This window comes from Streptococcus sp. SO2, from assembly GCF_030440025.1.
In genome coordinates, this window is sequence record NZ_JAQFJH010000018.1 from 1 (window position 1) to 26,477 (window position 26,477).

General features: G+C 43.8%; 27 protein-coding genes. 24 read left to right on the plus strand and 3 right to left on the minus strand.

The features are described 5' to 3' along the window. The 5 genes from PCY17_RS10455 to dnaJ all read left to right on the plus strand — a co-directional run. Positions 1 to 2,702, plus strand: a 2,702-nt coding sequence (locus PCY17_RS10455) for an SHIRT domain-containing protein (protein ID WP_301393917.1), incomplete at its 5' end; no start/stop codon positions are given. Between the two features lie 321 nt (positions 2,703 to 3,023). Beyond that, positions 3,024 to 4,058: a heat-inducible transcriptional repressor HrcA gene (gene hrcA / locus PCY17_RS10460; protein WP_301394377.1), complete on the plus strand. Its 1,035-nt coding sequence runs from the start codon at positions 3,024 to 3,026 to the stop codon at positions 4,056 to 4,058. A 26-nt stretch (positions 4,059 to 4,084) separates the two neighbouring features. Continuing rightward, complete coding sequence (gene grpE, locus PCY17_RS10465) at positions 4,085 to 4,600, plus strand: nucleotide exchange factor GrpE (RefSeq protein ID WP_216733108.1); 516 nt, start codon at positions 4,085 to 4,087, stop codon at positions 4,598 to 4,600. A gap of 257 nt (positions 4,601 to 4,857) precedes the next feature. Continuing rightward, positions 4,858 to 6,681, plus strand: coding sequence for a molecular chaperone DnaK (dnaK, locus tag PCY17_RS10470; RefSeq protein ID WP_084944023.1), 1,824 nt, complete (start codon positions 4,858 to 4,860; stop codon positions 6,679 to 6,681). A gap of 450 nt (positions 6,682 to 7,131) precedes the next feature. After that, the gene (gene dnaJ, locus PCY17_RS10475) at positions 7,132 to 8,268 is read left to right on the plus strand and encodes a molecular chaperone DnaJ (protein WP_001066313.1); all 1,137 of its coding nucleotides are present in this window, start codon (positions 7,132 to 7,134) and stop codon (positions 8,266 to 8,268) included. A gap of 77 nt (positions 8,269 to 8,345) precedes the next feature. On the opposite strand, the gene PCY17_RS10480 is transcribed toward dnaJ, so the two are convergent. The 3 genes from PCY17_RS10480 to PCY17_RS10490 form a co-directional block, all read right to left on the minus strand. After that, on the minus strand, positions 8,346 to 9,005 hold the full coding sequence (locus PCY17_RS10480) for a hypothetical protein (protein ID WP_084944022.1): 660 nt from the start codon (positions 9,003 to 9,005) through the stop codon (positions 8,346 to 8,348). 63 nt (positions 9,006 to 9,068) lie between these two features. Further along, on the minus strand, positions 9,069 to 9,347 hold the full coding sequence (locus PCY17_RS10485) for a hypothetical protein (protein WP_084944021.1): 279 nt from the start codon (positions 9,345 to 9,347) through the stop codon (positions 9,069 to 9,071). A 9-nt stretch (positions 9,348 to 9,356) separates the two neighbouring features. After that, positions 9,357 to 9,767 carry an HIT family protein gene (locus PCY17_RS10490; RefSeq protein WP_084944020.1) on the minus strand — a complete coding sequence of 137 codons (411 nt, stop codon included), beginning with the start codon at positions 9,765 to 9,767 and terminating at the stop codon, positions 9,357 to 9,359. A 67-nt stretch (positions 9,768 to 9,834) separates the two neighbouring features. Here PCY17_RS10490 and PCY17_RS10495 point away from each other — a divergent pair, with 67 nt between their 5' ends. From PCY17_RS10495 to PCY17_RS10585, 19 genes are all read left to right on the plus strand, one after another. Further along, positions 9,835 to 10,566, plus strand: a complete 732-nt coding sequence (locus PCY17_RS10495) for an ABC transporter ATP-binding protein (protein WP_084944019.1) — start codon at positions 9,835 to 9,837, stop codon at positions 10,564 to 10,566. Next, positions 10,563 to 11,612, plus strand: a complete 1,050-nt coding sequence (locus PCY17_RS10500) for an ABC transporter permease (protein WP_084944018.1) — start codon at positions 10,563 to 10,565, stop codon at positions 11,610 to 11,612. The genes PCY17_RS10495 and PCY17_RS10500 overlap by 4 nt, the downstream gene beginning before the upstream one ends. 47 nt (positions 11,613 to 11,659) lie before the next feature. Continuing rightward, on the plus strand, positions 11,660 to 12,454 hold the full coding sequence (gene ccrZ / locus PCY17_RS10505; RefSeq protein WP_000363019.1) for a cell cycle regulator CcrZ: 795 nt from the start codon (positions 11,660 to 11,662) through the stop codon (positions 12,452 to 12,454). Next, on the plus strand, positions 12,451 to 13,086 hold the full coding sequence (trmB, locus tag PCY17_RS10510; protein WP_001266088.1) for a tRNA (guanosine(46)-N7)-methyltransferase TrmB: 636 nt from the start codon (positions 12,451 to 12,453) through the stop codon (positions 13,084 to 13,086). Before ccrZ ends, trmB begins: the two co-directional genes overlap by 4 nt. Before the next feature lie 126 nt (positions 13,087 to 13,212). Beyond that, on the plus strand, positions 13,213 to 13,692 hold the full coding sequence (gene rimP, locus PCY17_RS10515; protein ID WP_000338695.1) for a ribosome maturation factor RimP: 480 nt from the start codon (positions 13,213 to 13,215) through the stop codon (positions 13,690 to 13,692). Positions 13,693 to 13,734: 42 nt separating this feature from the next. Further along, positions 13,735 to 14,871: a transcription termination factor NusA gene (gene nusA / locus PCY17_RS10520; RefSeq protein ID WP_000032277.1), complete on the plus strand. Its 1,137-nt coding sequence runs from the start codon at positions 13,735 to 13,737 to the stop codon at positions 14,869 to 14,871. A gap of 21 nt (positions 14,872 to 14,892) precedes the next feature. Beyond that, complete coding sequence (locus tag PCY17_RS10525; RefSeq protein WP_049500979.1) at positions 14,893 to 15,186, plus strand: YlxR family RNase P modulator; 294 nt, start codon at positions 14,893 to 14,895, stop codon at positions 15,184 to 15,186. Then, entirely contained in the window at positions 15,179 to 15,478 is a 300-nt protein-coding gene (locus PCY17_RS10530) for a YlxQ-related RNA-binding protein (protein ID WP_301393940.1), read from the plus strand. The genes PCY17_RS10525 and PCY17_RS10530 overlap by 8 nt, the downstream gene beginning before the upstream one ends. Before the next feature lie 16 nt (positions 15,479 to 15,494). Beyond that, positions 15,495 to 18,239: a translation initiation factor IF-2 gene (infB, locus tag PCY17_RS10535; RefSeq protein WP_084944016.1), complete on the plus strand. Its 2,745-nt coding sequence runs from the start codon at positions 15,495 to 15,497 to the stop codon at positions 18,237 to 18,239. A 250-nt stretch (positions 18,240 to 18,489) separates the two neighbouring features. Beyond that, positions 18,490 to 18,840: a 30S ribosome-binding factor RbfA gene (gene rbfA, locus PCY17_RS10540; protein WP_084944015.1), complete on the plus strand. Its 351-nt coding sequence runs from the start codon at positions 18,490 to 18,492 to the stop codon at positions 18,838 to 18,840. Between the two features lie 150 nt (positions 18,841 to 18,990). After that, positions 18,991 to 19,770, plus strand: a complete 780-nt coding sequence (locus PCY17_RS10545) for a hypothetical protein (protein WP_301393945.1) — start codon at positions 18,991 to 18,993, stop codon at positions 19,768 to 19,770. A gap of 1 nt (position 19,771) precedes the next feature. Then, positions 19,772 to 19,954, plus strand: coding sequence for a hypothetical protein (locus tag PCY17_RS10550; protein WP_180833506.1), 183 nt, complete (start codon positions 19,772 to 19,774; stop codon positions 19,952 to 19,954). A 108-nt stretch (positions 19,955 to 20,062) separates the two neighbouring features. Beyond that, entirely contained in the window at positions 20,063 to 20,296 is a 234-nt protein-coding gene (locus tag PCY17_RS10555; RefSeq protein ID WP_000368739.1) for a DUF1858 domain-containing protein, read from the plus strand. Further along, the gene (locus PCY17_RS10560; RefSeq protein WP_301393981.1) at positions 20,296 to 21,630 is read left to right on the plus strand and encodes a DUF438 domain-containing protein; all 1,335 of its coding nucleotides are present in this window, start codon (positions 20,296 to 20,298) and stop codon (positions 21,628 to 21,630) included. Before PCY17_RS10555 ends, PCY17_RS10560 begins: the two co-directional genes overlap by 1 nt. A 9-nt stretch (positions 21,631 to 21,639) precedes the next feature. Continuing rightward, entirely contained in the window at positions 21,640 to 21,894 is a 255-nt protein-coding gene (locus PCY17_RS10565) for a DUF1912 family protein (protein WP_000119707.1), read from the plus strand. 97 nt (positions 21,895 to 21,991) lie between these two features. Then, entirely contained in the window at positions 21,992 to 22,387 is a 396-nt protein-coding gene (locus PCY17_RS10570) for a helix-hairpin-helix domain-containing protein (protein ID WP_000038699.1), read from the plus strand. Positions 22,388 to 22,664: 277 nt separating this feature from the next. Then, positions 22,665 to 23,225 carry a GNAT family N-acetyltransferase gene (locus PCY17_RS10575; RefSeq protein ID WP_084944011.1) on the plus strand — a complete coding sequence of 187 codons (561 nt, stop codon included), beginning with the start codon at positions 22,665 to 22,667 and terminating at the stop codon, positions 23,223 to 23,225. Further along, positions 23,225 to 23,803 (plus strand): AAA family ATPase, encoded by a 579-nt coding sequence (locus PCY17_RS10580; RefSeq protein ID WP_084944010.1) that lies wholly within the window; start codon positions 23,225 to 23,227, stop codon positions 23,801 to 23,803. Before PCY17_RS10575 ends, PCY17_RS10580 begins: the two co-directional genes overlap by 1 nt. Then, entirely contained in the window at positions 23,796 to 26,447 is a 2,652-nt protein-coding gene (locus PCY17_RS10585) for a valine--tRNA ligase (RefSeq protein ID WP_084944009.1), read from the plus strand. Before PCY17_RS10580 ends, PCY17_RS10585 begins: the two co-directional genes overlap by 8 nt. Positions 26,448 to 26,477: the final 30 nt, after the last annotated feature.

The following is a 26,477-nucleotide window of genomic DNA, read 5'->3' on the forward strand; positions in this document are numbered from 1 at the left end:
CACAAGAAGTGAAAGCCTTGCTTCCAGCAGACCAAACAGACTTGAAAGACGGTAGTCAAGCGACTCCAACTCAGCCAAGTAAAACGGAAGTGAAGACAGCAGAAGGTACTTGGAGCTTCAAGTCCTACGACAAGGCATCAGAAACCATCAATGGAGCGGATGCCCACTTCGTCGGTACTTGGGAATTTACCCCAGCACCAACTTACAAGGCAACACATGAATTTGTCAGCGGAACTCCAGGGAAAGACCTTCCACAAGAAGTGAAAGCCTTGCTTCCAGCAGATCAAACAGACTTGAAAGACGGTAGTCAAGCGACTCCAACTCAGCCAAGTAAAACGGAAGTGAAGACAGCAGAAGGTACTTGGAGCTTCAAGTCCTATGACAAGGCATCAGAAACCATCAATGGAGCGGATGCCCACTTTATCGGTACTTGGGAATTTACTCCAGCACCAACCTACAAAGCAACACATGAATTTGTAAGCGGAACTCCAGGTAAAGAACTTCCACAAGAAGTGAAAGCCTTGCTTCCAGCAGATCAAACAGAACTGAAAGACGGTAGCCAAGCAACGCCAACACAACCAAGTCAAACTGAGGTTAAGACAGCAGAAGGTACATGGAGCTTCAAGTCCTACGACAAGACTTCAGAGACCATTAATGGAGCAGACGCACACTTCGTAGGCACCTGGGAATTCACTCCAGCGCCAACAGTGACTCATAAGGCAACTCACGAGTTTGTCAGCGGAACTCCGGGTAAAGAGCTTCCACAAGAAGTGAAGGCCCTTCTTCCGGCAGACCAAACAAACTTGAAAGATGGCAGCCAAGCAACACCAACTCAACCAAGTCAAACAGAAGTGAAGACAGCAGAAGGCACTTGGAGCTTCAAGTCCTACGACAAGACTTCAGAGACTGTCAACGGTTCAGATGTTAAGTTTGTAGGTACTTGGGAATTTACAGCGAGCTCAGCTCCAACAGTGACTCATAAAGCAGTTCACGAGTTTGTCAGCGGAACGCCAGGAAAAGAACTTCCACAAGAAGTGAAAGCCTTGCTTCCAGGAGATCAAACAGATCTGAAAGATGGCAGTCAAGTGACTCCAACTCAACCAAGTCAAACTGAGGTTAAGACAGCAGAGGGCACATGGAGCTTCAAGTCCTACGACAAGACATCGGAAACAATTAATGGATCAGATGTTAAGTTTGTAGGCACATGGGAATTCACAGCAAGCCCGGTTCCAACAGTGACTCATAAAGCAGTTCACGAGTTTGTCAGCGGAACTCCAGGCAAAGAACTTCCACAAGAAGTGAAAACCTTGCTTCCAGCAGACCAAACAGACTTGAAGGACGGCAGCCAAGTAACTCCAACTCAACCAAGTCAAACAGAAGTGAAGACCACAGAAGGTACATGGAGCTTTAAGTCCTACGATAAGACTTCTGAAACTATTAATGGGGCAGATGTTAAGTTTGTAGGCACATGGGAATTTACAGCAAGCCCAGTTCCAACAGTGACTCATAAAGCAGTTCACGAGTTTGTTAGCGGAACCCCAGGTAAAGAACTTCCACAAGAAGTGAAAGCCTTACTTCCAGCAGACCAAACAGACTTGAAAGATGGCAGCCAAGCAACGCCAACGCAACCAAGTCAAACAGAGGTTAAGACAGCAGAAGGCACATGGAGCTTCAAGTCTTATGACAAGACATCTGAAACAATTAATGGATCAGATGTTAAGTTTATAGGTACATGGGAATTTACAGCAACTCCAGTTCCAACAGTGACTCATAAAGCAGTTCACGAGTTTGTCAGCGGAACTCCAGGTAAAGAACTTCCACAAGAAGTGAAAGCCTTGCTTCCAGCAGACCAAACAAACTTGAAAGATGGCAGCCAAGCAACGCCAACGAAACCAAGTCAAACAGAAGTGAAGACAGCAGAAGGCACATGGAGCTTCAAGTCCTACGATAAGACATCGGAAACCATTAATGGAGCAGATGTTAAGTTTATAGGTACATGGGAATTTACAGCAACTCCAGTTCCAACAGTGACTCATAAAGCAGTTCACGAGTTTGTTAGCGGAACTCCAGGTAAAGAACTTCCACAAGAAGTGAAAGCCTTGCTTCCAGCAGACCAAACAAACTTGAAAGATGGCAGCAAAGTAACGCCAACGCAACCAAGTCAAACAGAAGTGAAGACGGCAGAAGGTACATGGAGCTTCAAGTCATACGACAAGACTTCAGAGACCGTCAACGGTTCAGATGTTAAATTTGTAGGGACATGGGAATTTACGGCGAGCCCAGCACCAACAGTGACTCATAAAGCAGTTCATGAGTTTGTCAGCGGAACTCCAGGTAAAGAGCTTCCACAAGAAGTGAAAACCTTGCTTCCATCAGATCAAACAGACTTGAAAGATGGTAGCCAAGCGACTCCGACGCAACCAAGTCAAACAGAAGTTAAGACAGCAGAAGGTACATGGAGCTTTAAGTCTTATGACAAGGCATCAGAAACCATCAATGGAGCGGATGCCCACTTCGTCGGTACTTGGGAATTTACCCCGGCAACAAATAAAGATTCTGGAAATAATAGCAAACCAGAAGAAGGAAGTAGTCAAACTAAGGCCTTGTTACCAAACACAGGCTCAGCAGTATCTGGTCTTCTTTCAATCATCGGTCTTGCCTTTGCAAGCCTAGCAGCTTTTATCCTTCGCAAGAAAGATTAAGCCACTCTTAGGAAATAACAAAATGACTTCTTAATTCCTGAGTCTAAGAAGAGAGAACGAGAAATCGTTCTCTCTTTTTCGTTTTATACGCTTGTTTAATTTCTTATCTAATCTACGGCTTTTTCAGACTTAAAAGGAAATACCAAGTAGATGAGAAGTAAGTTTCTAGGTCTGTAGACTGATTTTTAGCACTCTTAACAAAAGAGTGCTAATTTTTTGAGTTTTTGTCTTGACATTCTCTTCTAAGGGTGTATAATAGAATCATGAGTTAGCACTCGGATGTATGGAGTGCTAAGCGATCGGACAGAGAGGAGTGATGAGATGGTTACAGAGCGTCAGCAGGATATTTTAAATCTGATTATTGACATCTTTACCAAAACGCACGAACCTGTCGGATCCAAGGCGCTACAAGAGTCTATTAATTCTAGTAGTGCTACCATTCGTAATGATATGGCGGCTCTAGAGAAGCAGGGTTTGCTTGAGAAGGCTCATACCTCAAGCGGTCGGATGCCAAGTGTTGCTGGTTTTCAGTACTATGTGAAACACTCGCTGGCTTTTGACAGACTGGCTGAGAATGAGGTTTATGAGATTGTCAAAGCCTTTGATCAGGAATTCTTCAAATTGGAGGATATTCTGCAAGAAGCTGCTAATCTACTGGCAGACCTGAGTGACTGCACGGTAGTAGCACTGGATGTTGAACCGAGCAAGCAACGGTTGACAGCCTTTGATATCGTTGTTTTGGGGCAACATACAGCTTTGGCAGTATTTACCCTAGACGAGTCCCGAACGGTTACCAGTCAATTTCTGATTCCAAGGAACTTCTTGCAGGAAGATTTGCTGAAACTGAAGAGCATCATTCAGGAACGTTTCTTAGGACACACTGTTCTAGATATTCACTACAAGATTCGGACGGAGATTCCGCAGATTATCCAGCGTTACTTTACAACAACGGACAATGTCATGGATCTCTTTGAACATATTTTTAAAGAAATGTTCAACGAAAACATTGTAGTATCTGGCAAGGTCAATCTCTTAAATTTTGCCAATCTAGCGGCCTATCAGTTCTTTGACCAGCCACAAAAGGTGGCTCTAGAGATTCGTGAAGGTCTGCATGAAGATCAGATGCAAAATGTCCGTATTGCGGACAGTCAAGAATCCTGTCTAGCTAACCTAGCAGTGATTAGCAGTAAGTTCCTCATTCCTTATCGAGGTTTTGGAATTCTAGCGATTATCGGTCCGGTTAATCTGGATTACCAGCAATTGGTCAACCAAGTCAATGTAGTCAACCGTGTATTGACCATGAAGTTGACGGATTTTTATCGCTACCTCAGTAGTAATCATTACGAAGTAAATTAATTTTGAAATCATTAAAGGAGGCGAAAATGGCCCAAGATAAACAAAACGAAGAAATGATAGAAGAGGAAGTTGTGGAAACAACTGAAGAAACAACTCCTGAGAAGTCTGAGTTGGACTTGGCAAATGAACGTGCAGATGAGTTCGAAAACAAATACCTTCGTGCTCATGCAGAAATGCAAAATATTCAACGCCGTGCCAATGAAGAACGTCAAAACTTGCAACGCTATCGTAGCCAAGATCTGGCAAAAGCAATCTTACCATCGCTTGACAACTTAGAACGTGCACTAGCAGTTGAAGGTTTGACAGACGATGTCAAAAAAGGATTGGAGATGGTGCAAGAGAGCTTGATTCACGCTTTGAAAGAAGAAGGAATCGAAGAAATTGCAGCTGACGGTGAATTTGACCATAACTATCACATGGCCATCCAAACTCTCCCAGCAGACGATGAACACCCAGCAGACACCATCGCACAAGTCTTCCAAAAAGGCTACAAACTCCATGAACGTATCCTACGCCCAGCTATGGTAGTAGTATATAACTAGGCTAGAGAACTTAAGAACTTGTCCGAAACGACAATAAACTATGAAGAAAGATAAAAAGCAAGCCGGAGGCTTGCAAGGAAGATATTGCCCGCCGTGGTAAAAGTTTCAGTAGTTTTTGCTACTGAAACAGGGGATTTTTGAGACAATAGGCTCAAAAATAAGTGATGAAATCCCGAAGGGAGTTGCTCACGTCCCCACCACTTAAGGGGAATATCAAGAAAATCAAAATTCGAATTAAAATTTAAGGAGAAAAACACATGTCTAAAATTATCGGTATTGACTTAGGTACAACAAACTCAGCAGTTGCAGTTCTTGAAGGAACTGAAAGCAAAATCATCGCAAACCCAGAAGGAAACCGCACAACTCCATCTGTAGTTTCATTCAAAAACGGCGAAATCATCGTTGGTGATGCTGCAAAACGTCAAGCAGTTACAAACCCAGATACAGTAATCTCTATCAAATCTAAGATGGGAACTTCTGAAAAAGTTTCTGCAAATGGAAAAGAATACACTCCACAAGAAATCTCAGCTATGATTCTTCAATATTTGAAAGGTTACGCTGAAGAATACCTTGGTGAAAAAGTAACCAAAGCAGTTATCACAGTCCCAGCTTACTTCAACGACGCTCAACGTCAAGCAACTAAAGACGCTGGTAAAATCGCTGGTCTTGAAGTAGAACGTATCGTCAACGAACCAACTGCAGCAGCTCTTGCTTACGGTTTGGACAAGACTGACAAAGAAGAAAAAATCTTGGTATTCGACCTTGGTGGTGGTACATTCGACGTATCTATCCTTGAATTGGGTGACGGTGTCTTCGATGTATTGTCAACTGCAGGGGACAACAAACTCGGTGGTGACGACTTTGACCAAAAAATCATCGATCACTTGGTAGCAGAATTCAAGAAAGAAAACGGTATTGACTTGTCTGCTGACAAGATGGCGATGCAACGTTTGAAAGATGCAGCTGAAAAAGCTAAGAAAGACCTTTCTGGTGTAACTTCAACACAAATCAGCTTGCCATTCATCACTGCAGGTGAGGCTGGACCTCTTCACTTGGAAATGACCTTGACTCGTGCGAAATTTGACGATTTGACTCGTGACCTTGTAGAACGTACAAAAGTTCCAGTTCGTCAAGCTCTTTCAGATGCAGGTTTGAGCTTGTCAGAAATCGACGAAGTGATCCTTGTTGGTGGTTCAACTCGTATTCCGGCAGTTGTGGAAGCTGTTAAGGCTGAAACTGGTAAAGAACCAAACAAATCAGTGAACCCTGATGAAGTAGTTGCCATGGGTGCTGCTATCCAAGGTGGTGTTATTACTGGTGATGTCAAAGACGTTGTCCTTCTTGACGTAACACCATTGTCACTTGGTATCGAAACAATGGGTGGCGTCTTCACTAAGCTGATCGACCGCAACACAACGATTCCAACTTCTAAATCACAAGTCTTCTCTACAGCAGCGGACAACCAACCAGCCGTTGATATCCATGTTCTTCAAGGTGAACGCCCAATGGCAGCAGATAACAAGACTCTTGGACGCTTCCAATTGACAGATATCCCAGCTGCACCTCGTGGTATTCCACAAATCGAAGTAACATTTGATATCGACAAGAACGGTATCGTATCTGTTAAGGCCAAAGACCTTGGAACTCAAAAAGAACAAACAATTGTGATCCAATCTAACTCAGGTTTGACAGATGAAGAAATCGACCGCATGATGAAAGATGCAGAAGCTAACGCTGAAGCAGATAAGAAACGTAAAGAAGAAGTAGACCTTCGTAACGAAGTAGACCAAGCAATCTTTGCGACTGAAAAGACAATCAAGGAAACTGAAGGAAAAGGCTTCGATGCAGAACGTGATGCTGCCCAAGCTGCCCTTGATGACCTTAAGAAAGCGCAAGAAGACAACAACTTGGACGAAATGAAAGCAAAACTTGAAGCATTGAACGAAAAAGCTCAAGGGCTTGCTGTTAAACTCTACGAACAAGCCGCTGCAGCTCAACAAGCTCAAGCAGGAGCAGAAGGCGCACAAGCAACAGGAAACGCAGGCGATGACGTCGTAGACGGAGAGTTTACGGAGAAATAAAATAGTCCAGTGGACTATTTTATACCGAGCTTGAAAATCGGAGAGCGAGGGCGTTAAGAATGAGGAATCACTAAAGTGATTGTCATTCTACGGCAATCGCTATGGTGACTTGCCTAAACGCCTTACTAGTTCAAAAACAAAGTATAATCGACTTTGTTTTTGAACGTCGTAATGATAGGAAGAAATCCAGAGGTTGCAACCCAGCCTCTGTTTTTCGGTAAAAAGGGGCTAAACCCAATTTATTTGAGTTTTTATCATCAATATGAAAGAAAGGAATTGAACCCGAACTAGATTGAGGTTTCGTTCCGCAATATTAACAGAAAGGAATAAGGGTGTTCGTAATTGAACTCGAGCGGAAAGCTTGGAAATTAGATAAACCTCCTAAGAAATCAGGATTTCTTGTCGGTTTCCTAAATTTCAGTCGCTTTCTGTTCGCTCTTAGTATCTTGTATGAACAATACTGAATTTTACGACCGTCTGGGGGTGTCAAAAAACGCTTCGGCAGACGAGATCAAAAAGGCTTATCGTAAGCTTTCGAAAAAATATCACCCAGATATCAACAAGGAGCCTGGCGCTGAGGAAAAATACAAGGAAGTTCAAGAAGCCTATGAGACTTTGAGTGACGACCAAAAACGTGCAGCCTACGACCAATATGGTGCTGCGGGTGCCAACGGTGGCTTTGGTGGTGCTGGCGGTTTCGGTGGCTTTGACGGAGCAGGTGGCTTCGGTGGTTTTGAAGATATCTTCTCAAGTTTTTTCGGGGGAGGAGGAGCTTCACGCAATCCAAACGCTCCTCGTCAAGGGGATGACCTCCAGTACCGTGTGAACTTGACCTTTGAAGAAGCTATTTTTGGAACAGAAAAAGAAGTTAAATATAATCGTGAAGCCAGCTGTCGTACATGTAACGGATCTGGTGCTAAGCCAGGAACAAGTCCAGTCACTTGTGGACGCTGTCATGGCGCTGGTGTCATTAACGTTGATACGCAGACTCCTCTTGGTATGATGCGCCGTCAAGTAACCTGTGATGTCTGTCATGGTCGCGGAAAAGAAATTAAAGATCCATGTACAACTTGTCATGGAACAGGTCATGAAAAACAAGCTCATAGCGTACATGTAAAAATCCCTGCTGGTGTGGAAACAGGCCAACAAATCCGCCTCGCTGGTCAAGGTGAAGCAGGCTTTAACGGTGGACCTTACGGGGACTTGTACGTGGTGGTTTCTGTTGAAGCCAGTGATAAATTTGAACGTGAAGGAACAACTATTTTCTACAAGTTGAATCTCAATATTGTCCAAGCAACTCTAGGAGATACTGTGGAAATTCCAACTGTGCATGGCGCTGTCGAATTGGTTATCCCAGAAGGAACTCAGACTGGCAAGAAATTCCGCCTACGTGGCAAGGGAGCACCGAGCCTTCGTGGTGGTGCTGTTGGTGACCAATACGTAACCGTTAATGTCGTAACTCCGACAGGCTTGAACGATCGCCAAAAAGCAGCGCTTAAAGAATTCGCAGCTGCAGGTGACTTGAAAGTCAATCCAAAGAAAAAAGGCTTCTTTGACCATATTAAAGATGCCTTTGAAGGAGAATAAAGTAAAAAGAGCCGATTGGCTCTTTTTGTATAATTTTGGGAAATTTAGTATCGAAAAATCATTTTCCAGTTAGTCTACTATCTATGCTTTTGAGTGAGCAAGCCAGCCTCATCCATCTCCTGGATGAGTTGCTTGATTTCCGCTTCTTTGCCATGCTTAACGGTGATGGTATCAATGTGTTTGATCGCCGAATTATCCTGAATATCTACCAAGGTCAAGGCTTTTTCATAGAATACGATTCCCTTTTTGAGACTTTTCTGATCCTTCCAAGCTAGAGTTGTGTAGGTAGAGTTTGATTTCTTTCCTTTTTCTTGGAAATACTTCTCGCCCTCCTCCCCTAAAAATTGTATTAAACCACGATTGAATAAGTTGTCTCCTACTTTATAGTAGGAGATGTCTCCTGTCTGGAGGACATAGACTTTAAGTCGGTTTTTGGTGAGGTTTGGACTTTCCTTTAGAACGGGATGGCTATTGACAACCTCATCTGAGAAAGTAACATAAAAATTTAAGCCCCCTCCCTCGTATTGATAGTGTCCATCTGATTCGACTTTCTCAGGAGGGAGGTCAAGGGAGATAAAGATTTGTTTTAAGGTTTCATTCCCATTTCGGGTGTCACTCGGTGAAGCCTTGAAAAGATTCATCAGTAGTAGAAATGCCAAGGCTGCAAGCAGGCAGAGGCAACCACAAGGGAACGCGATGACCTTCGCTAGAACTTTTAAAAACTGTTTCACTTTCATTCCCTCCCTTTTCTGTTCGAATCTAGTAACCCAAAATGGATTTAAGGAAATTTGGAGGCTCTCTTATCCTTGTTTTTCTTCTTGGAGGACCGCCATTCTGGTTTGGAAATCTTTTTCCAAGACTTTGAATTTATAGGTTAAGTCTTTTTGGTATTCTTTGATGAGGGCTTTTTGTTGGTCGATGATTTGTAGGCTGTTTTGGATGACATCCAAATCCTCCTTCATAGCTTCGACACGGTCGCTAGTATCCATAAATTCCTCTGTGATGGCTTGGCGATTTTTCACGACAAAATAACTTCCAGCTGCAGCTCCTGCAAATAGCAGTAGATTTGATAGTTTCATGGCATCTCCTTAAGCGTTTTTAATGGTTTCAGCGACTTGGGCAAGTTTGTCAAAGTCAGGTTTGTGGGCGATAAAGTCAATCTTGAGGTCATCTTCTGCACCGTAACGAGGTACGAGATGCACGTGAGTATGAAAGACTGTTTGACCAGCAACTTCCTCACAGTTGGCGATGATATTCATACCAGCAGCTTTGGTAGCTTTCATAACTTTTTGAGCTACCAGTGGCACTTGGGCAAAGAGTTGGCTGGCACTTGCGGCATCCATCTCCAAAAGATTGCGATAGTGCTCTTTTGGTACAATGAGGGTGTGTCCAGGCGTTACTTGAGAGATATCAAGAAAGGCAAGAACCTGCTCATCTTCGTGTACTTTTGAAGCAGGAATCTCCCCTGCGATAATCTTACAAAAAATGCAATCTGACATAAAATCCACCTCTACTGTATTGAATTTTGATATAATATAGCTACATTATACCAGATTCGGAGAAAATATGTTAGAAATTAAAAACCTGACAGGAGGCTATGTTCACGTCCCTGTCTTGAAAGATGTGTCCTTTACCGTTGAAAGTGGGCAGTTGATCGGTTTGATTGGTCTCAACGGTGCTGGGAAATCAACGACAATCAATGAAATTATTGGTCTGTTGACGCCTTATAGTGGGGAAATCAAAATTAATGGTTTGACCCTGCGAGAAGATGCGACTAGCTACCGCAAGCAGATTGGCTACATCCCAGAAACGCCTAGCTTGTATGAGGAATTGACCCTCAGAGAGCATATCGAGACGGTTGCCATGGCCTATGGTGTTGAGCAGAATATAGCTTTTGATCGTGTGGAACCTTTGTTAAAAATGTTTCGTTTGGATCAAAAATTAGACTGGTTCCCAGTGCATTTCTCCAAAGGGATGAAGCAGAAGGTCATGATTATCTGTGCTTTTGTCGTAGATCCGAGCCTTTTCATCGTTGATGAGCCTTTCCTTGGGCTCGATCCGCTGGCCATTTCTGACTTGATTCAGCTTCTAGAAGTAGAAAAGCAAAAAGGCAAGTCCATCCTCATGAGTACCCATGTGCTGGACTCTGCAGAAAAGATGTGTGATGCCTTTGTTATTCTCCACAAGGGGGAGGTGTGGGCTCAGGGCAACCTCCAGCAACTGCGCGAGACCTTTAGCATGCCTGAAGCGAGTTTGAATGACATTTACTTGGCTCTAACCAAAGAGGGGGACCTATGAAAGACTTGTTTTTAAGGAGAAAGCAGGCTTTTCGTAAGGAGTGCGTCGGTTATCTGCGCTATGTTCTCAATGACCACTTTGTCTTATTCCTGCTTGTTCTCATCGGTTTTCTAGCCTACCAGTACAGTAAACTCTTGCAAGATTTTCCTGAAAATCATTGGCCCATCCTCTTGTTTTTGGGGATTGTATCTGCCTTGCTTTTGGCTTGGGGAGGAATCGCGACCTACATGGAAGGACCTGACAAGCTCTTTCTCTTAGTCAGTGAAGAGGAGGTCAAGTCATACCTCAAAGGGCAGACGGTGCGTTCACTGGTTTTCTGGACAATTGTTCAAACCCTCTTTTTACTCCTGTTTGCCCCCTTATTTTTAGCCATGGGCTATGGCTTGCTAGCCTTTCTCGTCTATGTGCTTTTACTGGGAGCAGCGAAGTACCTCCTCTTTCGACACAAAGCCAGCAAATTTTATACTGAGACTGACCTCGACTGGGACTATGTCATTGTCCAAGAAAGCAAGCGCAAGCAGGTCTTGCTTCGTTTCTTTGCTCTCTTTACTCAGGTCAAGGGGGTTTCAAATAGTGTCAAACGTCGCGCTTATCTGGATTTTATCCTTAAAGCAGTTCAGAAAGTGCCGAGCAAGATTTGGCAAAACCTCTATCTTCGTTCTTATCTGCGAAATGGAGATCTCTTTGCCCTCAGTCTCCGCCTCTTACTCCTATCCTTGTTAGCTGTGATCTTCATCGAGCAATCCTGGATCGCGACAGCAGTAGTAGTTTTATTTAACTATCTCCTGCTCTTTCAGTTACTGGCCCTCTATCATGCCTTTGACTACCAGTACTTGACTCAGCTCTTTCCACTAGAAAAAGGGGAGAAAGAGAAGGGATTGAAACAGATTGTGCTTGGTGTGGGAAGTGCAGTTCTTTTGCTGGAATTGCTAGTCGGAGCAGTGGTTTTTCAAGAAAAAATAGCCTTGTTGGCTCTTGTAGGGACTAGTCTCTTCCTACAATTATTTTATTTGCCTTACCAACTAAAAAGATTGGTTGACGAATAGACCAAAAACTAGTAGAATAGTAAGGAAACTTTATACGGAGGAAAGAAATGGACTTGGGTGATAATGAGCTAACGCTGACCCCTATCCCTGGGAAGAGTGGCAAAGCTTATATGGGAAGCTACCCTGATGGGAAGCGCGTCTTTGTAAAAATGAACACCTCTCCAATCCTACCTGGCCTAGCCAGAGAACAAATCGCTCCTCAATTACTATGGACTCGTCGTTTGCCAGATGGCCGTGATATGTGTGCTCAGGAATGGCTGACGGGTAAAATCTTGACCCCCTACGATATGAATCGCAAGCAGATTATCAATATCTTGAACCGCCTTCACCGCTCGCGTCCTTTGATGAAGCAGTTGAGCCGTTTGGGATATACCATGGAAACACCAGTTGATTTGCTACGTTCTTGGCAGCAAGGAGTTCCAGAAATCTTGAAGCAGAACCACTATTTGAACAGTGTGATTGCTGAGCTAGGTAAGACGGTTCCAGGTTTTAGGGAAGACCATGCAACGATTGTGCACGGGGATCTTCGTCATAGTAATTGGATTGAAACAGAGAGTGGACTCGTTTATCTAGTGGATTGGGATTCGGTTCGTCTGACGGATCGTATGTTTGATGTGGCGCATTTGCTATGCCACTACATTCCGGATCATCAGTGGCGCCAATGGTTGAGAGACTACGGCTATAAGTACAATCAGACAGTGTTAGATAAATTGTATTGGTATGGTCAGTATTCTTATTTGAACCAGATTGCCAAATACTGTGAAAATCAAGATTTAGACAATGTAAACCGGGAGATTTATGCCTTGCGCGTCTTCCGTGACAAGTATGGAAAGAAGAGATGAGAGTTAGAAATCGTAAAGGGGCGACAGAATTACTAGAGGCCAATCCTCAGTATGTGGTCCTCAATCCCTTGGAAGCTAAAGGGAAATGGCGAGACTTGTTTGGAAATGATCATCCTATTCATGTTGAAGTTGGAAGTGGGAAAGGGGCCTTCGTATCAGGAATGGCCAAGCAAAATCCTGACATCAACTACATCGGGATTGATATCCAAAAGTCGGTCTTGAGTTATGCCTTGGATAAGGTATTAGAAGTTGGAGTGCCCAACATCAAATTGCTGTGGGTAGATGGTTCAGATTTGACAGACTACTTTGAAGACGGTGAGATTGATCGTCTCTACCTAAACTTTTCTGATCCTTGGCCTAAAAAACGCCATGAAAAACGTCGTTTGACTTACAAGAGTTTCTTGGATACCTTCAAGCGCATCTTGCCTGAGAATGGGGAAATCCATTTCAAGACAGATAACCGTGGCTTATTTGAGTATAGTCTAGTGAGCTTTTCTCAGTATGGGATGAAACTCAATGGTGTTTGGCTAGACTTGCATGCCAGTGATTTTGAAGGCAATGTCATGACAGAATATGAGCAAAAATTCTCCAGCAAAGGTCAAGTGATCTACCGAGTTGAGGCAGAATTTTAAGAAATAGCTTGAAAACCAGCTGTTTGAGTGCTAATACTTTACATAAATTGACAAACGTGCTATACTGATAGTAAGAATATGAGAAAGAGAGGCGGGGAAATATCTTCGCCTCTTGCTTATGAGGAGGTGGACGCAATCGCAACAATCGTAGAATTAGTCAGAGAAGTTGTAGAACCTGTCATCCAAGCGCCTTTCGAGCTCGTGGATATCGAGTATGGAAAGATTGGCAGTGACATGATTCTCAGTATTTTTGTAGATAAACCCGAAGGAATTACCTTGAACGACACGGCAGACCTGACAGAAATCATCAGTCCTGTCCTAGACACTATCAAGCCAGATCCCTTCCCAGAACAATATTTCCTAGAAATCACCAGTCCAGGCTTGGAACGTCCTTTGAAAACCAAGGATGCTGTCGCTGGAGCAGTTGGGAAATACATCCATGTCGGGCTCTACCAAGCCATCGATAAACAAAAAGTCTTTGAAGGAACTTTGGTATCCTTTGAAGAGGATGAGTTGACCATGGAATATATGGACAAGACACGTAAGAAAACCGTCCAAATTCCATACAGTTTAGTATCAAAAGCACGTTTAGCAGTAAAACTATAGAAAAGAAAGGATAGCTTTTGAGGATTCAAAAGTAAAAAGAACATGAGTAAAGAAATGCTAGAGGCCTTCCGCATTTTGGAAGAAGACAAGGGAATCAAAAAAGAAGACATCATCGACGCAGTAGTAGAGTCGCTTCGTTCCGCTTATCGCAGACGCTATGGTCAATCTGACAGCGTAGCTATTGACTTCAATGAAAAAACAGGTGACTTTACAGTTTATACTGTCCGTGAAGTTGTTGATGAAGTATTTGATAGCCGTTTGGAAATCAGCTTGAAAGATGCCCTTGCCATTAATTCAGCCTATGAGCTTGGTGACAAAATCAAATTTGAAGAAGCACCTGCTGAGTTTGGTCGTGTAGCAGCCCAATCTGCTAAACAAACCATCATGGAAAAAATGCGCAAGCAAACACGTGCCATCACTTACAATACTTATAAGGAACATGAACAAGAAATCATGTCTGGTACGGTAGAACGCTTTGACAACCGTTTCATTTATGTTAACCTTGGTAGCATCGAAGCCCAATTGTCAAAACAAGACCAAATCCCTGGAGAAGTTTTTGCTTCCCACGACCGTATTGAGGTTTACGTTTATAAAGTTGAAGACAACCCTCGTGGTGTCAACGTCTTTGTTAGCCGAAGTCATCCTGAAATGATCAAACGCTTGATGGAGCAAGAAATTCCAGAAGTGTATGATGGAACTGTTGAAATCATGAGCGTGGCTCGTGAAGCTGGTGACCGTACGAAAGTTGCCGTTCGTAGCCACAATCCAAACGTGGACGCTATCGGGACAATCGTTGGACGTGGTGGTGCCAATATCAAGAAAATCACCAGCAAATTCCACCCAGCTCGCTACGACGCCAAGAGCGACCGCATGATTCCTGTCGAAGAAAACATTGACGTTATCGAGTGGGTAGCAGATCCAGCTGAGTTTATCTACAATGCTATCGCACCTGCAGAGGTTGACCAAGTTATCTTTGATGAAAATGACAGCAAACGTGCCTTGGTCGTTGTACCTGATAACAAGCTTTCTCTTGCTATCGGTCGTCGTGGACAAAACGTTCGCTTGGCGGCTCACTTGACGGGTTACCGTATCGATATCAAGTCTGCCAGCGAATTTGAAGCTATGGAAGAAGCAGGTCAAGTTGATTACGCAGCTGCGGATGAATTGATCGAAGAATAAAAGCTGCTAGAGGAGGGAAAGATGAAAACAAGAAAAATCCCTTTGCGCAAGTCTGTTGTATCCAATGAAGTGATTGATAAGCGTGATTTGCTCCGCATTGTCAAGAACAAAGAAGGACAGGTCTTTATCGATTCGACAGGCAAGGCCAATGGCCGTGGCGCTTATATCAAGCTAGACAATGCAGAAGCCCTAGAGGCAAAAAAGAAGAAAGTCTTTAACCGCAGCTTTAACATGGAAGTGGAAGAAAGCTTTTATGACGAGTTGATCGCCTATGTTGATCACAAAGTGAAAAGAAGAGAGTTAGGACTTGAATAAGCAAAAGATAAGTAATCTCTTGGGACTTGCTCAACGAGCAGGCCGGATCATATCAGGTGAGGAATTGGTGGTCAAGGCCATCCAAGACCAGAAAGCCAAGTTAGTCTTTCTAGCCCATGATGCTGGTCCCAATCTGACCAAGAAGATTCAAGATAAAAGTGACTATTATCAAGTAGAAGTTATAACCGTGTTTTCAACACTGGAATTAAGCATAGCAGTCGGAAAATCGCGAAAGGTTTTGGCTGTGACAGATGCTGGATTTACAAAGAAAACGAGGTCTCTTATGGAATAGAAGAGGAGGACATGATTTGTCTAAGAAAAGATTGTACGAAATCGCAAAAGAACTTGGAAAAGAAAGTAAAGAAGTTGTAGCGCGTGCAAAAGAGTTGGGCTTGGATGTGAAAAGCCACTCATCAAGCGTGGAAGCTGCTGCTGCTGAGCAAATCGCAGCTAGCTTTAAACCTGCACCTGCTCCTAAGGCAGAAGCAAAACCTGCAGCACCAAAAGCAAGTGAAGCGAAGGTGGAAAAGAAATCTGAAACACCAGTAGCTCCTAAGGAAGAAAAAGTAGTAGCTGCTAGACCACAAAGCCGAAACTTCAAGGCAGAGCGTGAAGCTCGTGCAAAAGAGCAAGCAGAGCGACGCAAGCAAAACAAGGGCAACAACCGCGACCAACAACAAAACGGGAACCGTCCCAAAAATGAGAACCGTAATGGTGGAAAAACAGGTCAAGGAAACCGCGACAACCGTCGTTTTAATGATCAAGGGAAGAAACAACAAGGTCAGCAAAACCGTGGTAATGATCGTCGCCAACAAGTGGAAAATCGTCCGAACCAAGCTGGTCCACGTATTGATTTCAAGGCTCGTGCAGCAGCCCTGAAGGCAGAACAAAATGCCGAATACGCACGCTCAAGCGAGGAACGTTTCAAACAGTCACAAGCAGCTAAAGAAGCCTTGGCTCAAGCTAATAAACGCAAAGAACCGGAGGAAATCTTTGAAGAAGCTGCTAAGCTAGCTGAACAAACTCAGCCAGCAGTAACAGTAGCTCCTGTAGTCAAAGAGCCTGTAGTAGATACACGTCGTAAAAAACAAGCCCGACCAGACAAAGATCGTGATGATTACGATCGTGAAGAAGATGGTCCTAGAAAACAACAAAAGAATCGAAGTAGTCAGAATCAAGTGAGAAATCAAAGAAATAGTAACTGGAATAACAACAAGAAAAATAAAAAAGGGAACAAGCAAAACAACCGTAACCAGACTCCAAAACCTGTTACAGAGCGTAAGTTCCACGAATTGCCAACAGAATTTGAGTATACAGATGGTATGACTGTTGCGGAAATCGCAAAACGTATCAAACGTGAACCAGCTGAAATCGTTAAGAAACTCTTTATGATGGGTGTCATGGCCACACAAAACCAATCCTTAGATGGGGAAACCATCGAACTCCTCATGGTGGATTACGGTATCGAAGCCAAACAAAAGGTTGAAGTGGATAATGCCGACATCGAACGTTTCTTTGTAGAAGATGGTTATCTCAATGAAGATGAATTGGTTGAGCGTCCACCAGTTGTAACCATCATGGGACACGTTGACCATGGTAAGACAACCCTTTTGGATACCCTTCGTAACTCTCGCGTTGCGACAGGTGAAGCAGGTGGTATCACTCAGCATATCGGTGCCTATCAAATCGTGGAAAATGGCAAGAAGATTACCTTCCTTGATACACCAGGACACGCGGCCTTTACCTCTATGCGTGCGCGTGGTGCATCTGTTACCGATATTACCATCTTGGTCGTGGCGGCCGATGACGGGGTTATGCCTCAGACTATCGAAGCCATCAACCACTCAAAAGCGGCCAACGTTCCAATCATCGTAGCTATCAACAAGATTGATAAACCAGGTGCCAATCCAGAACGTGTTATCGGTGAATTGGCAGAGCATGGTGTTATGTCAACTGCCTGGGGTGGTGATTCTGAATTTGTTGAAATCTCAGCTAAATTCAACCAAAATATCGAAGAATTGTTGGAAACAGTCCTTCTTGTGGCTGAAATCCAAGAACTCAAGGCAGACCCAACAGTGCGTGCGATCGGTACGGTTATCGAAGCTCGCTTGGATAAAGGGAAAGGTGCGGTCGCAACCCTTCTTGTGCAACAAGGTACCTTGAATGTCCAAGACCCAATCGTTGTCGGAAATACCTTCGGTCGTGTACGTGCTATGACCAATGATCTTGGTCGTCGTGTCAAGGTTGCAGGCCCATCAACGCCGGTTTCTATCACAGGTCTAAACGAAGCGCCAATGGCTGGTGACCACTTTGCCGTTTACGAAGATGAAAAATCTGCGCGTGCAGCAGGTGAAGAACGTGCCAAACGTGCCCTCATGAAACAACGCCAAGCTACCCAACGTGTCAGCCTTGAAAACCTCTTTGATACGCTTAAAGCTGGTGAGCTCAAGTCAGTTAATGTTATCATCAAGGCCGACGTACAAGGTTCTGTTGAAGCCCTTTCTGCCTCACTTCAAAAGATCGATGTAGAAGGTGTCAAAGTTACCATTGTCCACTCGGCAGTCGGTGCTATCAACGAATCTGACGTGACCCTTGCGGAAGCTTCAAATGCCTTTATCGTTGGTTTCAACGTACGCCCTACACCACAAGCGCGTCAACAAGCAGAAGCTGATGATGTAGAAATCCGTCTCCACAGTATTATCTACAAGGTTATCGAAGAGATGGAAGAAGCCATGAAAGGGATGCTTGACCCAGAATTTGAAGAAAAAGTTATCGGTGAAGCAGTTATCCGTGAAACCTTTAAGGTATCTAAAGTCGGAACTATCGGTGGATTCATGGTTATCAACGGTAAGGTTACCCGTGACTCGAAAGTTCGTGTTATCCGTGATGGTGTCGTTATCTATGACGGTGAACTTGCAAGCTTGAAACACTACAAAGACGACGTCAAAGAAGTTACAAACGGTCGTGAAGGTGGATTGATGATTGATGGCTACAATGATATCAAGACTGATGATGTGATTGAGGCATACGTCATGGAAGAAATCAAACGTTAAGATTTTTGCTCCTTTCTTAGGTGGTGAGGGACGCAAGCAAACCGATGGTTTCATTGCTTATTTTTGAGCCTAGTGTCTCAAAAATCCCCTGTGATGGGACTGATAAATCAGTTCCATCACTTTCACCACAGCGAAAGAAGCGAATGAGTTCAAATTGCACTTCGTTTCAATTTGAATTGAAAAACAATAAATTTAAAAATAGCTAGGTCTGCTGGCCTAGCTTTTGGTTCAAAGTAGAGAAAGGAATATCATGGCAAATCATTTCCGTACGGATCGTGTGGGCATGGAAATCAAGCGTGAAGTCAATGAGATTTTGCAAAAGAAAGTCCGTGATCCGCGTGTCCAAGGTGTGACCATCACAGATGTTCAGATGCTAGGTGACTTGTCTGTAGCCAAGGTTTACTACACCATTTTGAGTAACCTTGCTTCGGATAACCAAAAAGCTCAAATCGGGCTTGAAAAAGCAACTGGTACGATTAAACGTGAACTTGGTCGCAATTTGAAATTGTACAAAATCCCAGATTTGATCTTCGTCAAAGACGAGTCCATCGAATATGGAAACAAGATTGACGAGATGCTACGCAATCTGGATAAGAACTAAGAAAGAGGGGCAACCCTCTTTTTTCTTGTCAGAGTAGTCTGTTTGCTAATCATCAATATGTTGCCCTTGTAAAAGGCAGTTTAAAAAATTTGTAAATTTCAAATAGTATGATATGATAAAGTCTGATATGAATGAAAAACGGAGAGATATATGGCTAAACAAGATCTAGCTATGCAAGTACTGCAACAAGTGGTGAAATTACCCGTAGTCAAAGTTGATCGAGAGAAATTTTTAGTAGAAAAGTTTTCCAAGGAATTAGATCGCAAGGACATTGCTACCTTATTAGAACAAGGGCCGACTTCTTTGTTGCCTCAGGAAAGCTTGGATCGAGTGGCCAAGGCCTGTATTAAGGACAATGTCCTGTTAGCCAGTGGGACATCGGTTTTGGCAGGTCTACCTGGAGGGATTCTCATGGCGATCACTATCCCGACAGACGTAGCTCAGTTTTATGGTTTTTCATTGAAATTAGCTCAAGAACTAGGGTATATTTACGGATTTGATGATCTATGGGCTTCGCGCAATGAGTTGAGTGAAGATGCTAAAAACACACTTTTACTGTATCTTGGTGTGATGCTGGGAGTAAATGGTGCAGGTGCTCTGCTTCGATCAGGCGGAGTAACAGTAGCCAAACAAGTCATAAAAGTAGTGAATAAGAAAGCTTTGACAAAGACGCTCTGGTATCCTATTTTAGAGAAAATTTTGAAAATTTTTGGTGTTAATCTGACAAAAGGAGGCTTGGCCAAAGGAATGGGAAAAGTGATTCCTATCCTAGGCGGAGTCATTTCTGGTGGCTTAACCTTTGCGACCATGAAGCCGATGGGAGAAAGATTGCAACAGGAATTGTCCAAACTAGTCAACTACAATGAAGTGCAATATCAAAAAGATGTTGATATTATCCGAAAAGAAGTCGAAATCATCGAAGGAGAGTAATATGGGTCTCATAAAAATGTTAGCTAAAACTTACGGGAATTACTTTTTTACGATGCAAGGTTTAAAAGTGATGAAAACAATGAAAAAAGATGACAATCTTGTTGTTGGTCTAGGGAAGTTATTTCTTGTAGATAAGTTAATGGATACGGCTCACTGGTTAGCAAAACCAGATGATAAGGAATAACTTGAAATGAAAGAAACTAGCAGGAACTCCACTGCTAGTTTTTTAATCTCTTCCCATATGGTATAATATAAGCAGTAAAATCATTTTAGAACATACATGGAGGTCGTCATGGATAATATCATCGATGTATCAATTCCCGTTGCAGAAGTGGTGGACAAGCATCCAGAAGTCTTGGAAATCCTAGTGGAGCTCGGTTTTAAACCACTTGCCAATCCCTTGATGCGCAATACAGTCGGTCGCAAAGTGTCGCTCAAACAGGGTTCTAAGCTTGAAGGAACTCCTATGGACAAGATTGTCCGCACACTGGAAGCGAATGGCTACGAAGTGATTGGATTAGACTAATGGCAGATGAACGGATTCATGTCCTACGGGATATTTTGTTAGAATTGCATAATGGCGCCTCTCCTGAGTCAGTTCAGGAGCGTTTTGATGCGACCTTTACAGGTGTGTCAGCCATCGAGATTTCCCTCATGGAGCACGAGCTGATGAACTCAGACTCAGGTGTCACCTTTGAAGACGTTATGGAGCTCTGTGATGTCCATGCCAATCTTTTTAAAAACGCTGTTAAGGGTGTTGAAGTAGAGGATACCGAGCATCCTGGCCACCCCGTTCGCGTCTTCAAGGATGAAAATCTGGCCCTCCGTGCTGCCTTGATTCGCATTCGGAGATTGTTAGATACCTATGAGTCTATGGAAGACGAGGAAATGCTGGCAGAGATGCGCAAGGGTTTGGTCCGTCAAATGGGGCTTTTGGGGCAATTTGATCTCCACTACCAGCGCAAGGAAGAGCTCTTCTTTCCTATCATGGAGCGCTATGGACACGATTCACCTCCAAAAGTTATGTGGGGAGTGGATGACCAGATCAGAGAACTCTTTCAAACAGCTCTAACGACAGCCAAGTCACTACCAGAAGTGTCGATCAGCAGTGTAAAAGAAGATTTTGAAGCTTTTGCGACAGAGTTTGAAAGTATGATTTTCAAGGAAGAGTCCATCCTCCTCATGATTCTCCTTGAGTCCTTTACTCAGGATGACTGGCTTCAGATTGCGGAGGAGAGTGACGCCTATGGCTACGCCATCATCCGTCCGTCTGAGAAATGGGTTCCAGAACGTCAGAGCTTTGTTGAGGAAAAGAGTGCAGAGGGGGCCGTGCAGCTAGACATGGCTGAAGGCCAAGTGCAGCAAGTTATCGATACACCAGAAGGCCAGTTTACCATTACCTTTACCCCTAAGGAAAAGGAAGCAGTGCTGGACCGCCATAGTCAACAGGCTTTTGGCAATGGCTATCTCTCCGTCGAGCAGGCCAACCTCATCCTCAATCACCTCCCCATGGAGATCACCTTTGTCAATAAAGACGATATTTTCCAGTATTACAATGACAATACGCCAGCTGATGAGATGATTTTCAAACGGACGCCGTCCCAAGTCGGGCGTAATGTAGAACTTTGCCATCCGCCTAAGTACCTAGAAAAGGTGAAGGCCGTTATGAAAGGTCTTCGTGAAGGGGTCAAAGACAAGTATGAAATGTGGTTCAAGTCTGAGTCGCGAGGCAAGTTTGTCCACATCACCTACGCTGCAGTACACGATGAGAATGGGGAATTTCAAGGCGTGCTAGAGTATGTTCAGGATATCCAACCCTACCGTGAGATCGATACGGACTACTTCCGTGGATTAGAATAAGGAGAATCAATGAGTTACGAACAAGAATTTATGAAGGAATTTGAAGCCTGGGTTAATACCCAGATCATGATCAACGACATGGCGCACAAGGAAAGTCAAAAGGTTTACGAAGAAGACCAAGACGAACGTGCCAAAGATGCCATGATTCGCTACGAGAGCCGCTTGGATGCCTACCAGTTCTTGCTGGGTAAGTTTGAAAACTTCAAAGCAGGCAAGGGATTTCATGATCTGCCAGAAGGCTTGTTTGGTGAGCGAAACTATTAAAATTCAGATACTTTCTTGATTTTTTGCCAAAATCTTGATAGAATATCTTTATTAAATCCTTGTCAGAGCAGGGATTTTTTATTGAAAGGATTTTATCATGTCAAAGAAACTCCAACGTAAAAAACAATTGCGAAATAGCCTTCGTCGCTCAGGTGCATTTTCAAGTACGGTGACTAAAGTTGTCGAAGAGACCAAGAAAGTTGTGAAACACGCAGAAAAATCTGCCAGCGAAGCAGGAAAAGTTGTCTCTAAAAAAGTGGAACAAGCAGTAGAAGCGACTAAGGAACAAGCTCAAAAAGTAGCCAATTCTGTAGAAGATTTTGCAGCTACTTTGGGTGGCCTCTCAGTAGATCGTGCTAAGACTTTCTATGATGAAGGCATCAAGTCAGCTGCTGACTTTAAAAACTGGACTGAAAAAGAACTCCTTGCCTTGAAAGGAATCGGCCCAGCTACGATTAAGAAATTAAAAGAACACGGAATCAGCTTCAAGTAATTTTTCTTGTCCCTTGCATTTCCGTGAAAAACTTGTTACAATAAAGCCATTAGAGGTGTTTTGGATCCCACATTTTACAGAAAGTGGCGGTGCTGAGAAGTCCACAAATGTGTCAAAACTGGTTGCTGATGGATGAAAATGAAATAATATTGTCTTTTTATTTTAAAGACGAGAGTTGCGGGCGTCTGCCCGAAATTGGGTGGTACCGCGGATTAGCACATTCGTCCCTGTCATGTAGATGGCAGGGGCGATTTTTTGTAGAAAGCGAGGTAGAAGGATGACAAGAGCAACATTGCCAGAACGTTTAGAAACCGAACGGCTAGTCTTGCGAGTCCGTACCGTGGCTGATGTTGTGGATATCTTTGACTATGCCAGCAGGCCAGAAGTTTCCTACCCAGCAGGCTTTCCGCCCGTCAAGAGCTTGGAAGATGAGATTTATTATCTGGAGCATATTCTGCCCGAGCGTAATGAAAAGAACGATCTTCCAGCGGGCTATGGAATTGTCGCTAAAGGAACCGATAAGGTCATCGGCTCTGTTGATTTCCCTCGTCGTCACGAGGATGATGTCTTGGAGATTGGCTATATCTTACATCCAGACCATTGGGGTCTAGGTTATGTTCCAGAAGCAGCGCATGCCTTGATTGACCTAGCTTTTAAAGAACTGGGTCTTCATAAGATTGAACTGACTTGCTTTGGGTATAACCTTCAAAGTCAACGAGTCGCAGAGAAACTTGGCTTTACCTTAGAAGCTCGAATCCGAGACCGTAAAGATGCCCAAGGCAACCGCTGTGACGATTTGAGATACGGCTTGCTGAGGAGTGAGTGGGAGGTGATTTGATGCATCTTTTCATCATTGGGGCTCCAGCTTCTGGGAAAATGACGATTGGTCAAGAGTTATCTCGACTGACAAATGCTACCCTCTTTTATAACCATCAAGCCATCGATTTTGCACTAGAAATCTATCAGGACTATACAGAGGAAATGTGGAAATTTGTTCGTGGAATTACCTTTTCTTTCCTTGGAGCAAGTGCTAGGAATCAGCGATCTGTGATTTTAACAGACGTAATTGATTTTTCAAATCAGTACCAGCTGCTGTATTTGAAGCAAATTCAGGATTTGTTGGATGATTATCATCAAGAGATTCTGTTTGTTGAGTTGGAAACGACACTTGAAGAGCGCTTACGTCGAAATAGAACGGAGAATCGATTAAAGAATAAACCCTTAAAACGACATATTGAGATATCTGGAAGAGAAATTTTGGAGACTGCTGAAACACTTCAATTAAATTCTCAACATCAACCGAATGAGTTGTACCACTACCTTAAAATAAATAATACGAATCTGTCTGCAGAAGAGGTTGCTAAGCAGATTCAAGATAAAATGAATACAATAGAGAAAGGACAAACACATGTCTAAACAACTTTCACCTAAATACAATCCAGCCGAGGTTGAGGCTGGTCGTTACCAAAAATGGCTTGATGCGGATGTTTTCAAGCCTTCTGGCGATAAAAAGGCTAAGCCTTATTCTATCGTGATTCCACCACCAAACGTAACTGGGAAACTCCACCTCGGTCACGCTTGGGATACAACTTTGCAAGATATCATCATCCGTCAAAAACGCATGCAAGGTTTTGATACACTTTGGCTTCCAGGGATGGACCACGCAGGGATTGCGACTCAGGCTAAGGTTGAGGAACGCTTGCGTGGTGAGGGCATTTCCCGTTACGACCTCGGTCGTGAGAAATTCCTTGACAAAGTCTGGGAATGGAAAGACGAATATGCCACTACTATCAAGGAACAATGGGGCAAGATGGGGCTCTCTGTAGACTACTCTCGCGAGCGTTTCACTCTTGATGAAGGCTTGTCAAAAGCTGTTCGCAAGGTTTTCGTGGACCTTTACAAGAAAGGCTGGATCTACCGCGGTGAGTTTATCATCAACTGGGACCCAGCAGCTCGCACAGCTCTTTCTGATATTGAGGTTATCCACAAGGACGTGGAAGGTGCCTTCTACCACATGAACTACATGCTAGAAGACGGCTCACGCGCCCTTGAAGTGGCGACAACTCGTCCTGAGACCATGTTTGGGGACGTTGCGGTTGCGGTAAATCCAGAAGACCCACGCTACAAGGACTTGATCGGTAAAAATGTTATCCTTCCAATCGCTAATAAATTGATCCCAATCGTTGGGGATGAACACGCAGATCCTGAGTTTGGTACTGGTGTCGTGAAAATCACGCCTGCTCACGATCCAAACGACTTCTTGGTTGGTCAACGTCATAACTTGCCACAAGTTAACGTCATGAACGACGACGGAACCATGAATGACTTGGCCTTCGAATTTGCAGGCATGGACCGTTTTGAAGCTCGTAAGGCAGTCGTTGCTAAGTTGGAAGAAATCGGTGCCCTTGTTAAAATCGAAAAACGTGTCCACAGTGTTGGTCACTCAGAGCGTACAGGTGTTGTGGTTGAACCGCGCTTGTCTACGCAATGGTTCGTTAAGATGGACCAATTGGCGAAAAATGCCATTGCCAACCAAGACACAGAGGACAAGGTAGAATTCTACCCACCTCGTTTCAACGATACCTTCCTCCAATGGATGGAAAATGTCCACGACTGGGTAATCTCTCGTCAGCTCTGGTGGGGTCACCAAATCCCTGCTTGGTACAATGCTGAGGGTGAAATATATGTCGGCGAAGAAGCACCTGAAGGTGACGGATGGACTCAGGACGAAGATGTCTTGGATACGTGGTTCAGTTCTGCCCTTTGGCCATTCTCGACCATGGGCTGGCCTGATGTCGATTTAGAAGACTTTAAACGTTATTATCCAACATCAACTTTGGTGACTGGTTATGATATTATTCCGTTCTGGGTGTCTCGGATGATTTTCCAAGGTTTGGAATTTACTGGCAAGTCGCCATTCAAAAATGCCTTAATTCATGGTCTCATTCGTGATGAGCAAGGACGCAAGATGTCGAAATCTCTCGGTAACGGGATTGATCCAATGGATGTTATTGATAAGTACGGAACAGATAGCCTTCGTTGGTTCCTTTCAAACGGTTCTGCCCCAGGACAAGACGTGCGCTTCTCTTACGAGAAAATGGATGCTTCATGGAACTTCATTAACAAGATCTGGAACATCTCTCGCTACATCCTCATGAACAATGAAGGCTTGACCCTTGAGCAAGCAACTGCCAATGTCGAAAAAGTTACCAACAAGGAAGCTGGAAACGTCACAGACCGCTGGATTCTCCACAACCTCAATGAAACGATCGGCAAGGTCACTGAAAACTTTGACAAGTTTGAATTTGGTGTGGCTGGCCATATCCTCTACAACTTCATCTGGGACGAGTTTGCGGACTGGTACGTTGAGTTGACCAAGGAAGTCCTTTATAGTGATAACGAAGAAGAGAAAGTCATCACACGTTCTGTTCTCCTTTATACTTTGGACAAGATCCTTCGACTCCTTCACCCAATCATGCCATTTGTGACAGAGGAAATCTTTGGACAAATCTCTGAAGGCTCTATCGTTACAGCGGAATACCCAACTGTTAATCCAGCCTTTGAAGACCTTGCTGCCCACACTGGTGTAGAAAGTCTCAAAGACTTGATCCGTGCCGTTCGGAATGCGCGTGCGGAAGTAAACGTAGCACCAAGCAAGCCAATCACCATCCTTGTGAAGACTAGCGATAGTGATTTGGAAGCCTTCTTTAACAGCAATGTCAACTACATCAAACGCTTCACAAATCCAGAACACTTGGAAATCGCATCAAACATCCCTGCACCTGAACTCGCCATGTCAAGTGTCATCACAGGAGCAGAAATCTACTTGCCACTGGCAGACCTTCTTAATGTCGAAGAAGAGCTCGCTCGTCTCGACAAGGAACTGGCTAAATGGCAAAAAGAACTGGACATGGTTGGTAAGAAGCTCTCTAACGAACGTTTCGTAGCCAACGCCAAACCAGAAGTCGTCCAAAAAGAACGCGACAAACAAGCCGACTACCAAGCTAAATACGACGCGACCGTAGCGCGTATTGATGAGATGAAGAAGTTGGTGAAATAAACATAGAAACACGGTGATAAACCGTGTTTT